Source organism: Polaromonas sp. YR568, assembly GCF_943372955.1.
GTDB lineage: Bacteria > Pseudomonadota > Gammaproteobacteria > Burkholderiales > Burkholderiaceae_C > Polaromonas.
Genome location: NZ_CALSAL010000009.1, coordinates 1 through 14,225 on the forward strand (window position 1 = coordinate 1; position 14,225 = coordinate 14,225).

Below are 14,225 nucleotides of genomic sequence, written 5' to 3' on the forward strand. Positions count from 1 at the left end.
ACCAACAGCAAAATTGCGACGGTTGCAAACATCTTGCTGACCGAGCCGATGTTGAAACGCGTCCCGCGGTCAACCAAGCGGTTCTGTCCGCGGTCAGCAACGCCCATCGCTTCGGACATCACAAACTGGCTGCGCTCCATGATCGCCACTGACGCTCCGCTGCCCTGACCAGAATTAATCGCCTTCCAGGCCGACTCGCGCGCACCTGAGATCGTCGCAGTATTTCTGGAGGATGACAGTACCTGCGTCTCTGATTCAAAGGCTTTAGGCCCTTGACTCCCGCAAGCGGATATCAAGGTTGCAGCAGCAGATGCAGAGGCAGCAGCTAAGACGCTCCGGCGGTTGAGATGAATGCCAAGCTGACTCATAAAAATCTTTCTTTTGAAGCTGCAAGCTACTGTGCAGCGTAAAACAGCCGAATTAAAAATTCAGTGGCGTTGCGGGAGTCACGTACTTGATGACTTCACGCAGGATATGGATCGCCGCAGGATCGATGGCAGGGCGACGGCGTTTGGTGGCCGCGACGACGATCGTCACGCCCGTGGCTAGGTTGTACGCGAATCCGCCGCTGTAGCCGTTGATGTCTGGATTCTGGACGAGCCAGCCATTGGCGTAGACAAAGCCGTAAGCAAAATAAAGATCAGCCCGGTTCTGACCCTTGCCCACAGAAGATGAAATCATTTCGCGGAAAGATGCTGCCGTGAGCAGTTGGCCAGACCCAAAAACGTGGCCCCATTTCCCAAGATCGTGCAGGCTGGATGTCAAGGCACCTCCACCAGCCCACGAAGGGTCGTGATAGGTCGCGTCTTCATAAACACCCCGGTCTTCGATGTAAGAGTGCAACACCGGAGCCTGGATTTCCTGGTCAAGCGGAAACTGTGTATCCTGCAAGCCGACAGGGCCGAGGATGTGGGTTTCGTACAGCGATTTCAGCGACTGACCCATAGCCTTTTCGATGACCCGGCCGAGGAGAACGCATTCGGTGTGTGAATACCTCTGGCTTGTGCCAGGTGGGTAGCCCATGAGGCCACCCTGCACACTGTAGGCAATCAGCTCGTCAGGCGTAAAGCGGCGAAAGGGATTCGCCAGAACGTCCTGTAGGAAGGTCTTGTCATTCACATAGTCTAGGTAGCCAGCCGTGTTGGCAACCAACATTCTGATGGTGACCTTGTCCGCCGACAGCAGGTTAGGGTACCAGCGCGCTATGGCGTCGTCTAGGCGAATGCGTCCTTGCTCTGCCAGCATCAGCAGAAGTGTTGACTGGAAAGTCCAGGTGATCCCGCCAATGCGGTAGTGCATGTTCGTGGTGGCAGGCACCGTGGTCATGGAGTTGCCTAGCGCCATGGTGAGGACTTCCTGGCGGTCAACCCACATGCCGAACTGCACTGCCTGAGTGCCGGCTCTGGTGCTCTCGGCCTCCACAATCGCACGAATTTTTTCCACATTACGGCCAGGCACCGAGGCAGGTGCCAAAGCACTGCCAGTTGCCCTAGTGCCGCAGCCAGAAATAGTCGCGCAGCCTGCAGTTAGCAGTAAGGCCAGACTTTGGCGCCTCGAAACAAGGTTGTCTACTATCATGTAAAAAGTGTATCAGTCATTGCTCATTTGCATCCCAAATTTGCGGAGTTGTGCGGTTGCACAAGCTGCTTGCAGACGGAATCAGCGCGGGAAGACCCGAAACGCATGAACGTACTTTAAACATCAATCTGGGGATTCTTAAGTCAACTACCCCCATATCGCGGAATTCCAATGAAAAAATTCAGGTCTTTGACTGTTATCAGCGCCGCAATCACCCTACTTGCCAGTGCCTGCGCAGGCACGAGCGGCGGGTTGAGCCAGTATTCAGCTGATCTTGTCGATATTGGTGGGGGGCGCAAAATGCAAATCGAATGCGCTGGAGTTGGCGCCCCCTTGGTGGTGCTGGTGTCAGGCAAGGGGAACCGTGCTGACACCTGGAGTACGAATATTGTTGACCCGCGCGACCCTGAAGCTACGGTGTTTCACCAGACTGCCCGATTCACCCGCGTATGTGCTTACGACCGGCCAGCGACTCTTGGCTATGACAATCAGCCCACCCCCAGCGACCCGGTACACCATCCGGTGACCGCCAGGGATGGGGTTGCTGACCTGCGCGCACTTTTAAGCATCCACACACAGGGCCCCTACGTGATCGTCGGCCACTCGTACGGCGGCTTGATCGCACGGCTCTATTCAAGCACCTATCCGGACTCGGTTGCTGGTTTGGTTTTGGAAGATGCCTTGTCTGAAGGGTTGTACAACGGACTCACGGCAGAACAAAGGGAGATTATTGAGGCGCTTAATTTGCTGCCGGAGCCTGTCTACACGGTAAGGTCTTTTGAGCAGGTGATTTCAGCGCCCTCAGTTCGCCCCATGCCAACAGTCATTCTGACTGCAGACAAACCGCCTATCAGCGCGAATGATGTCGCCAGCGGCGTGCTTCCTAAATCTGTCACCGTGGAATTCGTCAACGCACTCTGGTCAGCGCAAGTCGCAGCGCAGGCCGCTCTCGCCAGTATCTTTCCTGGTGCCAGACATACCACCAATACCAACAGTGGCCACTATATTCATCTTGAGCAGCCGCAATTGGTTGTCGATGCTATCCGCGAGGTGGTGGGCACGATTCGCGCTGGCAAGTGAGCGGAGATCGGTTCAAACCCTGGGTGATTCAAATACTTCGAATCAGGAGAGGGTAAGCATGACGGATGCCACGGCATGAATAGCCTACTGAGCTGAAATTAATTCGGTGAAATCGCATTGCGTAGCTTTAATTTAAGCCTAAGTGTCAATTAGCGAGGCGAACGCAGCAATCTGACTACAGACTCAGAGTGGCTGCTTTCGTTTCCGCTCAGAACGACCTAGGTACTTTCGAGAGCTGATGGTCAATGTCGGCTTTCGGGCAGTCGGTTTGGCGTAATGGAGTTCCGCTTTGTCTCGGTAGCAGTCACAGCGTATTCAGCCTTATTACTGTTATTCCCAACCTCACTGCCGTAAATCGATCATCGTTATATGTAAAAATTATCAGATGAACATTGCCGTTGCACTAAAAACTGAAATTTCCCGCGTTGCCCGAAAGGAAGTACGCGTAGAAGTTGAGTCGCTAAAGAAGTCTTCATCCCAATACAGGTCGGACCTCGCTGCTCTAAAGCGTCGTGCCGCAGACCTTGAGCGTCTGGTAAAGAAGTTGGGCAAGGGTTCCGCCAAGAGGAATGCAGAGGAAGCCTCAGGGGAAACTGGAGCAGTGGTCAGGTTCAGTGCCAAAGGTTTGGCCACTCAACGAAAGCGGCTAGGATTGTCAGCTGCCGAAATGGGCACACTTCTGGGGTGCTCTGGGCAGTCGGTCTATAAGTGGGAGCAGGGTACGAATCGCCCGAGAGCCAGCCAGCTGCTAGCCATTGCTGCGCTTAGAAAGATCGGCAAGAAAGAGGCTGCGGCAAAGTTAGCAGCCTCTGAGACCTGAGGTAGGTCATTTGCCCCCTTCTGCTATTTTTTTGAAATGCTCACCAATGTGTTGATCGGATTACCACGCTGATCGATTGTGCGATCGACTTGGAAAACCAGGATGTCGGCTTTTTGCCCAAGGCTCAAGTTGCCAACCACCTGATCGTCTTTTTCCCAGTGAACAATGAGCGGGCCCTCGTTGGTATCCACAAAGATCTCACGTCTTTTCGCGCGGTAACCGTCTACGCGACCTTCAAATTCAAGCGGTACGGACTCCAGGTTGCTGAGATCTGGCTTGTTAGCAAACATCCCTTGGAACTCCGCGCTGAGGACACCGCCCCCAACATAGATTCTTGATGGCGTGCTGATAGGACTGTCGCCATACCTAGTCAGAATTTCAGTCGCTCCAGCTTTAATTTCCGCTTCAGCCTGGTGACCCAGTCCCGCAATTTCACCAGGAAAAAGTCCAAGCGTCTTTTGATCGCGACGCTGCACTTGTTCGAGAAGCCTGGCTATCACTGATTGAATCAATTCAACGGCAATAGGTATTTCGCACTTCAGGTCCACCACGGGGTAGCAGAAACGGTCAAGGCTTACGAAGACGAAGCTGTTTAAGCTGAATTGATCGAGGTGAAGACCGGCGGCGACCGCTACAGACGGGCGTAGGGCCTCTGCGAGTGCCTCAAGCGGTGAAAACTTTAGGGCATGTGTTGGTATCGCTACTCCGGGATTGCCATCAAGGTCTTTTGCGTCCTTAGCCCTGAATTTTGTAGTCCCAACAATGTGAAAGATGCTGTGCATCGCTTCGCCTTGTGTTTTGAAATCTGTTGTGCCGATTTTTGGCATTTCATTGTTCCATTTGTTTTTGAGCTGTGTTCTGCCCGGTGGTTGGTACTCCTGTTGGTTTGTGCTGTTGTATGTGGGCCGCACGGTCACCCTCACTAACCGCCCGTGGAGATCGAGCGGTTAGAAATAAATACGCGTGACCGCGCCGCTACCACCGAACACGTTGGTAGCAGAAAAAGGAAATGCTTTTCAGAAGTGCCAAGACTGGCACTGACAAGGTTTCAAGCCGCAACGAGTACGTGACTTGAGGAACAGAGTACGCCGAACTCGAAATATCGGGAGATCAATGCAGCGTGCGAGCCGCTATGAATAATTTAATGAAGGCTGTTGCCCAAAAAACTATTCATACACGCTTCCGGTTTTGTATTTAGGTCCGCGGGTAGCTGCGTGGACAGAATTTCAATTTAGCAGGATTGGACGTAGCGTGCAAGAGTTTGCAAACGTTTTTTTTCTTGTCACTCGAAACCAGTCTATCCAGATTACTGCCCGCTCCAGCGAGCTGCCGCTGTGAAGTTGATTTACTGTATTAAAACGTCCCTGAGGCAGCGATCAGAAAGACCACCCAAAGCAGAACGAGGCCATACCCTGTTCTAAGAGCCCCTTGGGTAGAAGGATTGATGACAACTGCACAGCGATGTTTGATCTGTTGGGGCGGAATTCCCTCTTCGATGGGGTCGATGCGGGTTTCGGAAGTGGCCGCGCTGGATAGCTCTGCGGGTAGATTCTTCGTCCATTCAGCTACGGCTGGATGCAGAGAGGGCGTCTGAAGCACCCTGAGATCACCGTCCAGTTTGAAATGACGAATGAAGGCACCCGCCTGCTCAAAATGAAACTCCTTCCACATGACCAACTGGCGGTTCTCGGACACTATCCCAATCGCCTGGTGCAAGTCCAACTGCTTCAGGCCAGCTACAGCACTTTTCGATGCGCGCTCGCAGCAGGCGGTGATGCTCTGCCACTCTGTGTACGAGATCAGATTCAACAGTGATGGCATTGGCTCGCGACCTGCGCGTTCGGTCCGTGATCTGATCTGGGTTTCAACTTCGAGTAAGAGCTGCTGGATATGGCCTGCCAGCCCTTCTGAAATGCCGATTGATCGAGTTGCAGCTTTGGGTGATGCACCACGCCGTAATAGCCGCAGATAGCTCATCACGACACTGGCGGTCACTGTGACCTGCTTGTTTTCAACAGGCAGTACGTCTTGTCTGGGCTGCCAGGCTTGACTGGCTGTCACGTCCAGGGTCACAGCATGGGCGAGCGCCTTGTGCTGAAGTCTTCCATCCAGCCTGCTGATTTCAGGCTCAGACCAGCTATCCGCCCAAGTCGGAACCAAATGCACATAGGATTTGAATGAGGTCCTGGGCCGTGCGTGTCCCATCAGTCGCGCCAAGGCCCAAGGTGCTCTCCGCGTGGGACCAGTTGTCCCTAGAAGAAGTTTGACAACATGCGCTGAAAACTCCCCTCTGGCGGATCCGTTGGTTAGGGTGCCGAAGCGGACCTCTGGACCCATCATTGCTTGCGCCATTCGATTGGCGAATGCATGTCGGGCCTTGTACAGTGAAAGAGTGGGATCGCCACAGACACGCTTGAGCACTTGGTTAATGCGTGCGCTGAGGACGTGCATGTCGAATCGCTGTCCCTTGCTGTTGATGGTAAAAAGGGCAAAGCTACCTTTGTCGGGCCGGCACAGACTAGTTTGCTCCAGGAATTGGTGAATGACGCGCCATTCAAACGCTGAAAGCTCTTCTATCAGTGGGACGACTCGACGGCTTGCTGGCCGTTTGAGTTTGCGAAGTTCATTGCTCTGGACATGGCACACGATCGTTTTCTCATGCAACCAGAAATCGTTGAATTTGAGTCCTTTCGAATCGGCCGCACGCAGGCCAAAACGAAAAGTCAGTAGTAGCAAAAACGCGGCTGCTAACTGTTCGTGTGTGACTGACTCGGGGTCTGGTGCCAGCAATTCCAGTGCGTTGGCGTATTGTTCTAGGCCTAGGGTTCCGGGAGAACCATGCGGCACTGCGGTCCCGCAGTCGAGCTCATCCCAATCGGCATCTTCAATCTTGAATGCAGACTGCATATACCGGTGAAAGGCTTCTAGCCTTTCCACCACATAGCGCAGGTCCAGATCACGATCAATCTCCAGGACTTCATCGTAGAAATCAGTAATTTCCTCTGAGTCGGCCGCGACCAGATTGAAATCACTGCCCATTTCGATGAAGCGACGGGACAGCGCTGACAAATAGCGCATCACCGTACTGATTGCATACGGGGTATCTTTCTTACGGGGGATTTTGGTGAGATGAATCACCCAATAGCCCAAGCCCCAAATCGCCGAACTGACGGTCTGCTGGTTGGATTTCACGTGCTTGGACAGTGCAGTCACCAGCTCGCGCCGGGCTTGCCTTTTCCCTTCGGTGGATTCAGCATCGCCTTTAGGTGCACTTTCCTGATCATTGGATTTTTTTAAAAAACCCGTCAGCAAGTCATTGAGGCCGCCGACATAGGCTCGAGCTGCTTTCTGGGTCTGACTGTCGTCGGTATCTCGGCCAGGCGATGCCTTTGCTTTGGATGAAAAAAGTGCCACGGGTGATTTGTCTTGGCCATCCTGAGCATCCTGGCTCTCGGTTTCAGAATCGGTGTTTTGGGCAATTGCTGGCGGCGATTCCAAAACCAATTGATGCTCTTGAAGCACCCATGCTGCGTGGGGTAGGGCGCTGGTGGGGACTGTGCCCGCGAGGTACCCCGCGACCAGTCCCGGGCGCTGCAGATAGTTGGCCTGCTGGACGATTTCGGCCAGCCGTCGGACCAGTGCAGTTGCCGTGACCGGCTTTCGGGCGCTCAAGGCCGGCATGCCGGCCAACCAGGTTTCTGGTATTTCCCAGTTGGTCATCTCCAACTCTGACTTAGAGTCCATCGCTTTGTCCAGCCACTGCGCGCAGCGCCTTGGAATGCGGTAGCGAGTGACAGGTGCTGAAGCGTGCTCGGCAAGCAACGGGTGATACTCGAGGTAGGTTTTATCTGTCAGAAGCACCAGCCGAAAGTTCTTTTTCTTGAGAACATCCAACAGCAATTGTGGTGATGCCAGTTGACAGGTGATGGCCAGATCCAGTGTGGCCAGTGCCAGACAGCTTCGTACCCCGGACTTTGACAATGGCTGCTTATCTGCGACGCCAGCGAACCAGGTCTTCAAATCAGCTAGCAACGCGTCACATCCGATGGATTTGATGGTGAAAACCGAATCAAAGCTTCGATCGAGAACAATCAGCCGCTTGAGGCGTATTTGGGTGCGTAGGGATACCGCTGCTTGCCAACGCTGGAGCAGTTCATACCGTGCTGCAGCGTTGGGGTGTGGGCGCTTACCGTCAATAGTCAGCAGATCTATAGAGAGCCTGTCCCAGAATTCAGGATTGAGGCTTTCCAATGGAGTCGTGCCTACAGACGTCTTGATGAGCTGTTTCGCTTCTGCCCGTGCCCGCTGGCGGTATCGCTTTCTTGCCTCGGTTCTCGCTTCTGAGCCGAAAGCTTTGGTGAGTGCGAATAACTGATCAGACTCGATCACCATTGAATGTGTTGGCGCCGTTCGCTGTAAGGCCAGTTTTTCAGCGAAGCCAAGCTCTCGATAGGTGTCCTCCAGAAAAGGCATGGCAACAGCCATATCCTTGGCCCATGTTCGGGTGGACTCGGGCCCGTGGCACATCACGCCTTGTTCAGAGTGACCCAGGATTGCGTCGATGATCTCGGCGTCCAAGAGTTGGCCCCTCAGTCGGATGGATAGCCGATGGCGCATCAGGTTGGCCGGCAACGGCCAATTGAAATAGGTGGAATGCTCCAGTGCCCGCTCAGTGACCGAGTCCCAACTGAGGCAGGGCAACTCCCTCAGGAAGAAGAAGAAAGGCAGCTTTTTGCTTTCCTGCCGGTTCGCCAAGAGAGCGATTTGCCTAGCCAGTACTTCTGCGGCGGCTGGAATGCGCGTGGCCAGGGTCTTCAGGTGTTCAAAGTAGGTCTCCTCGATCAACTTGAAAACAGAGTCGACCAAAGGCACAAGGCGCCCGTGCCTGCCGTTCGAAACCTTATCCGCGAGGAAAACTCGCACGGCCTTCCAATCGAATAGCTCGGGCGACTGGAATGGGTCGTTCACCGGGCGGGCGCCGGTAGCGGCCAGTAAGGCCACAACCGTATAAGAAACCACTGCGTTATGGTGATCAATCCACTGGTTTGGGTCGCCAGCCAGGCGCCTGATCGTTTCCTCACAGGTTTTGATTGTGCTTCGCAGCGCATCATCGAGTGGGTCCAGCTCACTACCGGCGGCGTTTTTGTCGTTGCCGGATGGCGGTGACGTAGTTCCTTTTCGCGCCACGTTCTGGACAACAGCTTGAACACGACTGCCCGGCCAACTTCCGTAGGCACTGCTTCCGCCTAACCCTGCCCGAGGACCCATGGCCAGAATTTGTGCAAGGACGGCATCTTCTGATTGCAGGTAAATCTGTCCTGCGAAGACACTGGATGCCATACCTGACATCACGCGATGCAGGCCCGGAGTACTGCTGCAGAGGCTATTGAAGGCTGTTTCTGCGGATTCGTCCGGAGAAACTTTTACCCATAAGTCGTTCAGTTTGGTGATTTTGAGCGTCGACTGTCCATCGCCAGGTTGCCACTGAATAGGCGCTAACTCCAGCTCCAATACGTCCTCCAGCGGACGGATCCACGGCATTTGAGCGCTACCAGCTGTCCAGCGGACATTACGACGAGGCGGTTTTCGGTGCAGCTTGCGCAAGTCGGGGGTGACTTGCCAGTCGTCTGCAGGGGTCGGGCTGGCCGTGATGTCTACGACCAGCCGGATGGAGCGGGACGAAAGGATGGCCACTTGGACAAACCAGGCCAAGACCTGGTTCTTCGCGTCCGCCGACTTTTGCAGCTCAGCCAGCTTTGAATTGAGAATCTTGCGCTCAATGGGATTGAGTGTGTGCCAAGACCAGGGAAGAAACTGCAGTTGCTCTGCGCTTCTCAACTGGATACCTCGGCCTGTCAGCTTGCATTTGCCAGATGAAGTGTTTTCTTCTATCGGTGCGACTGTTCCGCCGAAGTTCTGGCGACGGGGGATGTCTGCGTCATCGTTTATGAAGGTACTCAGCAGGTCTTGATCAGACGGGCTCTGACCTGCACCCGCGGCCTGTTCAGGTTCGTCGTACTCAAAAGATCCGAAAATACTCGGCTGCCCACTATTCCGAATTGGCTTCGAATCGCCGTCGGCGATACGAGCCAAAGTGCGCAGGAGCAACCGGTGGCTGTCAGTCAAATCGGACTGTCTTGCAACTCGGACTGGAGACTTTGCCTCTCGAGAGACGGTGTCAAAAGAGTCAATGCGCCCACGCATCTTGATCACAAGATCAAGCCAGTCATCATTTCCGTCTGCCGCCAACCTGAGTTTTTCTGCAACCCGGTCGATCAGTTCATCCTGAATTGGTGCGTTTCTGGTTCGTCGGATGCCTTGAATTAGGGTCCAAAGGCGAAGCGCGTCAAACCAGTTCTGAGTGTCTTGATCATGGGCGGGACGGCGAACCGCCAACATCAATAAGACCTGGTGCTGCTCTACTTCGCCTCGAAACTGGTCGACCAACGGTTTTGCTGCCGTTGTTGGGGGATGACGTTTCAGAAGATGGGGCGCCGACCTCAAGTCGGCTGCCAGATTCTTCAATCTGGCGGCGTCTGTGTCGTGCTCACCCCAAGCCGTAAGTAGATTGGTAATCGATGGTTTCGCCAGAAAGTGTAGGCAAATCCCAAAGTGATTTTCACGAGAGACACGTGCTGTTTTAAATAGCAGGCTAAGGAATTTTGCATTTCCAGTCTCTTCTGCCCATTGAAAAATAGGCAGATTTGATCCTGCCTGGTCTGACCCAATGGTCCCTTTATCAGGTGGGGGAGTTGTTGTAGTGGATACGGTGGGGTGGTCCAACTGGTGCTAGGTGGCGCTGAGTGGCGCGCCACCATGAGTTGATTCTCGCTCAGTTTTCCTTTTAGTTCCACATTTAATGCCTTACTATGCAATTTGTGCACACTTGATGAGCGCACTAAGTGATTACCCTCATAACCTTCTCTCGGGCGTTGCCTCGAACCTTGCTGCCAAGGCAAGCGCAAGGCAGCCCCGATGCGAGTGTCAGCGCTTGGTCAGATCCCTTTTTTCAACCACCAGCCGCGTGAACTCTGTCATGAACTCCAGAAACACGCTGGTGCGCGTCGGAATGAACTTGCGGCTGGGAAGCGCCGCGTACAGGGTGTGTGTGCCAGTCACCCAAGGTGAGAGCACACGCTGCAACTCACCACTTTGCAGGTGACCCGACACCAAGGCAATCGATTGGCTGATGATGCCCGCGCCGTCCACGCCAGCTCGTATCAGCGTGTCAGAGTGGTTGACCAGCAACGCTGGCTCTATGGGTATTTCAACTTCTCGCATGCCATCCTCGGGATTGACGAGGCGCAAGCTGCGGGTCCTGCCGCCTTGTGATTTGAAACGCAGGCAGCGATGGGCTGTCAGGTCCTCAGGCGTTTGAAGGCTGCCGTGGCGCCGCAGGTAGTCAGGTGAGGCGCAAAGAATGCCGTCAGACGACACGATAGGACGCGCAATGATGTTGGCGTCGAATGTGTCGGTCGCGCCCAGCAGGGTCAGGTCGTAGTCTTCCACCGGCGGCGCGGTGGGGGAGTCCACATGGATGTCGAGCACCACGTTCGGGTAGCGCCGCCCGAACTCGGCCACCAGCGGGCCGAGCACATGCACGCCGAAGATGGGCGGGGTGAGGATGCGGATCACGCCCGACATCTCCTGCGCATGGGCTTGCGCGGCGGCGTGGGCGTCTTCGATGTCGTTGAGGATGTGGCGCACCCGCGAGAGGTAGGCCTCGCCAGCATCGGTGAGCGCCAGGCGCCGTGTGGTGCGCTGGAGCAGGCGCACGCCCAGGTGCTCCTCCAGGTCGCCCACCAGGCGTGTCACCACGGCCGCCGACATGTCGAGGCGGCGCGCGGCAGCGGCAAAGCTGCCATCGTCCACCACCTGCTGAAACACCCGCATTGATTGGAGCCGGTCCATGCTGTTCTTTCGAAGTAACGGCCGATTATTGCTGATTCAACAGCAATGAATTGCTGTGTCCGCTATTTTTTGATTGATTTCGAAGGAATAAAGTACATCCATCGATGAGCCGAAACCGCCGGAGACCCCGGCAACAGGCGACTCACCGAGGCTGGACAGACGGAGCCATGAGTCCGCCATGCCCGGAATATCCATTCAACCCTGAGAGAGGAAATCCATCATGAAATCCAACCTGATCGCCGCCGCTGTTCTCGCTGTTTCCGCATTGACCTCTGTGGCTGCCAACGCCCAGGTCTTCAACTCCTACCTGTTTGACCAGATGCAGGCGCCTTCCACCAAGACCCGCGCCGAAGTCAAGGCCGATGTGCTGCAGGCCCAGCGCGAAGGCGCAACCCCCTCGTCGGCCTACAACGGTGCAACGGCCCAGCAAACGCTGGCTGCGCCGCGTGCTGACAAGCCAGGCACCGCGCCGCAGGCGGCCGCCGAGGCGGTGAAAACCGCCCAGTGAGCCACTGGCCTGCCGCCCGTCTTCGCCGTGACGTGTCGTCAAAGCGATGACCAACAACAGACCCCAGCCCTTCAAACCGGCTGGGGTTTTGTTTTGTCGGGCTGCTTCTGATTCAACGCTGCAGCGGGGTGCTCAGCGGGCTGACTTTTTGCGCTGTTCGTAGCGGCTCATCAGCGGCGTCACGGAAATGCCGTGGACCACGATGGAGGCAACGATGACCGCCAGCGTGATCGACAGCAGCCGCTGTGCCAGCGCGGGTTCCATGCCATGGTTGATGACATACAACAGGTAATACAGCGAGCCGATGCCGCGAATGCCGAACCAGGCCATCAGGCGGCGCTGGGCACCCGCCACCGGTGTGCCTAGCAGACCGGCATACACCGCCAGCGGGCGCACCACCAGAAACAGCAGCGGAATGAGCCACAGCACTTCGCTGCGGAAACTGACGGTGGCGACCAGTACGCCGACGGCCATCACCATGGCCACTTCCACAAAGCTTTCAAGCTGGCTGTTGAAGCGCTGCACCGCCTCCATCATGTGCGCCGGTGCCTGCGCGCCAGACGCAGCTTTGTCCTCGGCGCTCAGGCCTTCATGCAACCTGCCGGGTGTGCGACCACGGCGGGGCTCGACGATACGCCGGAGCGCCAGCCCGGCGGCGAACACCGCGAGGAAGCCATAGGTGTGGCTCCACAGTGCCAGACCGTAGGTGAGGGCAATCAGGCCCAGCGCGATGAATTCGTCGGAGCGCAGCGCCTCCAGGTGGCGCATGCGCAGGTACACAATGGTGCGGCCGACGAGGTGGCCCAGTAGGTAGCCAAGGGCCAACCCGCCGACCACGCCCCACAGCACATCAACCGCCCACCAGCGCCAGCCGCCCGCGCCTAGATCGTGCAGTCCCAGCAGGCCCAGGCCTAGCATCACCAGTGGGAACGCAGTGCCATCGTTGAGCCCGCCTTCGCCGGTCAGACCAAAGCGCAGCTGATCGCGGTCGCCGGGGTTGGTCACCTGCACATCAGACGCCAGCACCGGGTCGGTCGGTGCCAGGATCGCGCCCAGCAGCACGGCAGCACCCAGAGGCAGATTCAGCGCCCAGAGGCCGATAGCGGTGATGGTGACCACCGTGACCAGCATCGACACCGTGGCCAGCTGCACCGGAATGCGCCAGCGCAGGTGGGTGAACGGAAGCTCCAGCTTCATGCCGACGGTGAACAGCGAGATCAGCACCGCGATCTCCGTCAGGCGTTCCAGCAGCAGGGTGTTCTTCAGGGCATCGAGCTTGACCAGGCCCAAGCCCCATGGCCCCATCGCGATGCCGGCGAGCAGGTACAGCATGGCCGAGCTCAGCGGCAGGCGGGCAATGAAGGAGCTGCCGGCCGTCATGCCGATCAGCAGCAAGCCGGCCAGAATGCAGCCCAGCGTGAAGGGGTCCGGGTCAAACATGTGACTCGGGCTTCACGACGAGGTGTGCCAGGGCGTCAGGCGCTACTTTGGCATGAGGATCAACAAAGACATCAAAAGGCATGTCTTTGAGCCTAGGCCCGGCCGCGCTGAAAATCTGTAGGCGCAAACCACCGGTGTGTCTGTGCGCACGCCGGCCCTCACCAACGAGCGGCAAGGCTACTGGAGGCGGTTCAGTGTGAAAGGAATGTCCGGTGCGTTGTCTGGCGCACTGCGGCTGGTGTCTTTCCAGGTGCCCTTGAAGGCCTTGCCGCAGGAGCCCTCCACCATCTCGCCATTCCAGGTGCCAGTGATGCTCACGTTGTCAGAAGACTCGTCGAGCAACAGCATGCCGCCTTCCAGATCGCCCGCAATCATGGCCTTGGGCGCATGACCCGCAATCGCCTTGGAGCCAATGGCTTGGCCCAGGTCGCGGCTCACCAACCCGCCCAGGCTTTCTGAAAACTCGGCATGCCGTTCAAGCAACAGGGTCGCCTGATTCGGCAGGCCTGCGGGTGGATTGGTGAAGCGAACAGTCCACAAGCCGTGCAGTTGCTCTGCCTTCATGGCTGAAGCCGCAGGGCATGGGACAGTGAGCGGCTGCGCGTGAGCCACCGCGGCGACACCGATGGACAGGCTGCACAGTGCGATTCGAAAAATGGGTGACGACATAACTCTGAACAGGGCGCTGACGGTGGGCTGCCACGGCGGCACGGATGCCATAACCGCTGCAAAGGCAGCCTCAAGTGACGGGAAAAGCTTGGGCGGCGAAGATGCCGGAGCCACGAACTATCTCACGGACCAGCCGCCCGGCATGTGAACCGAACGTAAACATGGGTAACGACAAGGGACAAGACAAGGGCCAGGACAATCGACAAGGTTTGGCACACC

Annotated in this window: 10 protein-coding genes; 3 read left to right on the forward strand and 7 right to left on the reverse strand. The window is 56.4% G+C overall.

What is annotated here, in order from left to right; translation table 11 throughout:
* Together AAG793_RS15045 and AAG793_RS15050 are read right to left on the reverse strand one after the other, a co-directional pair.
* Nucleotides 1-368, reverse strand: a 368-nt coding sequence (locus AAG793_RS15045; RefSeq protein WP_341909615.1) for a serine hydrolase domain-containing protein, incomplete at its 3' end; no start/stop codon positions are given.
* A 52-nt stretch (nucleotides 369-420) separates the two neighbouring features.
* Nucleotides 421-1,443, reverse strand: coding sequence for a serine hydrolase domain-containing protein (locus AAG793_RS15050; RefSeq protein ID WP_341909617.1), 1,023 nt, complete (start codon nucleotides 1,441-1,443; stop codon nucleotides 421-423).
* A 306-nt stretch (nucleotides 1,444-1,749) separates the two neighbouring features.
* On the opposite strand from AAG793_RS15050, the gene AAG793_RS15055 reads away from it, so the two are divergent.
* A complete protein-coding gene (locus AAG793_RS15055; protein ID WP_341909619.1) occupies nucleotides 1,750-2,658 on the forward strand; it encodes an alpha/beta hydrolase in 909 nt (302 codons plus the stop codon).
* Between the two features lie 385 nt (nucleotides 2,659-3,043).
* Nucleotides 3,044-3,478, forward strand: coding sequence for a helix-turn-helix transcriptional regulator (locus AAG793_RS15060; RefSeq protein WP_341909621.1), 435 nt, complete (start codon nucleotides 3,044-3,046; stop codon nucleotides 3,476-3,478).
* A 23-nt stretch (nucleotides 3,479-3,501) separates the two neighbouring features.
* Here AAG793_RS15060 and AAG793_RS15065 read toward each other — a convergent pair whose 3' ends face one another.
* From AAG793_RS15065 to AAG793_RS15075, 3 genes are all read right to left on the reverse strand, one after another.
* Nucleotides 3,502-4,305, reverse strand: coding sequence for a hypothetical protein (locus tag AAG793_RS15065; RefSeq protein ID WP_341909624.1), 804 nt, complete (start codon nucleotides 4,303-4,305; stop codon nucleotides 3,502-3,504).
* A 526-nt stretch (nucleotides 4,306-4,831) separates the two neighbouring features.
* Nucleotides 4,832-9,925, reverse strand: a complete 5,094-nt coding sequence (locus tag AAG793_RS15070) for a hypothetical protein (protein ID WP_341909626.1) — start codon at nucleotides 9,923-9,925, stop codon at nucleotides 4,832-4,834.
* 537 nt (nucleotides 9,926-10,462) lie between these two features.
* Nucleotides 10,463-11,389 (reverse strand): LysR family transcriptional regulator, encoded by a 927-nt coding sequence (locus tag AAG793_RS15075; protein WP_341909628.1) that lies wholly within the window; start codon nucleotides 11,387-11,389, stop codon nucleotides 10,463-10,465.
* A gap of 220 nt (nucleotides 11,390-11,609) precedes the next feature.
* On the opposite strand from AAG793_RS15075, the gene AAG793_RS15080 reads away from it, so the two are divergent.
* Entirely contained in the window at nucleotides 11,610-11,897 is a 288-nt protein-coding gene (locus AAG793_RS15080; protein WP_341909630.1) for a DUF4148 domain-containing protein, read from the forward strand.
* 132 nt (nucleotides 11,898-12,029) lie between these two features.
* Here AAG793_RS15080 and AAG793_RS15085 read toward each other — a convergent pair whose 3' ends face one another.
* Nucleotides 12,030-13,337 carry a cation:proton antiporter gene (locus AAG793_RS15085; RefSeq protein WP_341909632.1) on the reverse strand — a complete coding sequence of 436 codons (1,308 nt, stop codon included), beginning with the start codon at nucleotides 13,335-13,337 and terminating at the stop codon, nucleotides 12,030-12,032.
* Nucleotides 13,338-13,514: 177 nt separating this feature from the next.
* Nucleotides 13,515-13,901 (reverse strand): hypothetical protein, encoded by a 387-nt coding sequence (locus AAG793_RS15090; RefSeq protein WP_341909634.1) that lies wholly within the window; start codon nucleotides 13,899-13,901, stop codon nucleotides 13,515-13,517.
* Between the last annotated feature and the right edge of the window lie 324 nt (nucleotides 13,902-14,225).

What these genes read in the sequence shown, in the direction of transcription:
- AAG793_RS15075 (WP_341909628.1), bottom strand. Translation starts at nt 11,389, where the DNA reads ATGGACCGGCTCCAATCAATGCGGGTGTTTCAGCAGGTGGTGGACGAT.
- AAG793_RS15090 (WP_341909634.1), bottom strand. Translation starts at nt 13,901, where the DNA reads ATGAAGGCAGAGCAACTGCACGGCTTGTGGACTGTTCGCTTCACCAAT.
- AAG793_RS15085 (WP_341909632.1), bottom strand. Translation starts at nt 13,337, where the DNA reads ATGTTTGACCCGGACCCCTTCACGCTGGGCTGCATTCTGGCCGGCTTG.
- AAG793_RS15080 (WP_341909630.1), top strand. Translation starts at nt 11,610, where the DNA reads ATGAAATCCAACCTGATCGCCGCCGCTGTTCTCGCTGTTTCCGCATTG.
- AAG793_RS15055 (WP_341909619.1), top strand. Translation starts at nt 1,750, where the DNA reads ATGAAAAAATTCAGGTCTTTGACTGTTATCAGCGCCGCAATCACCCTA.
- AAG793_RS15065 (WP_341909624.1), bottom strand. Translation starts at nt 4,305, where the DNA reads ATGCCAAAAATCGGCACAACAGATTTCAAAACACAAGGCGAAGCGATG.
- AAG793_RS15060 (WP_341909621.1), top strand. Translation starts at nt 3,044, where the DNA reads ATGAACATTGCCGTTGCACTAAAAACTGAAATTTCCCGCGTTGCCCGA.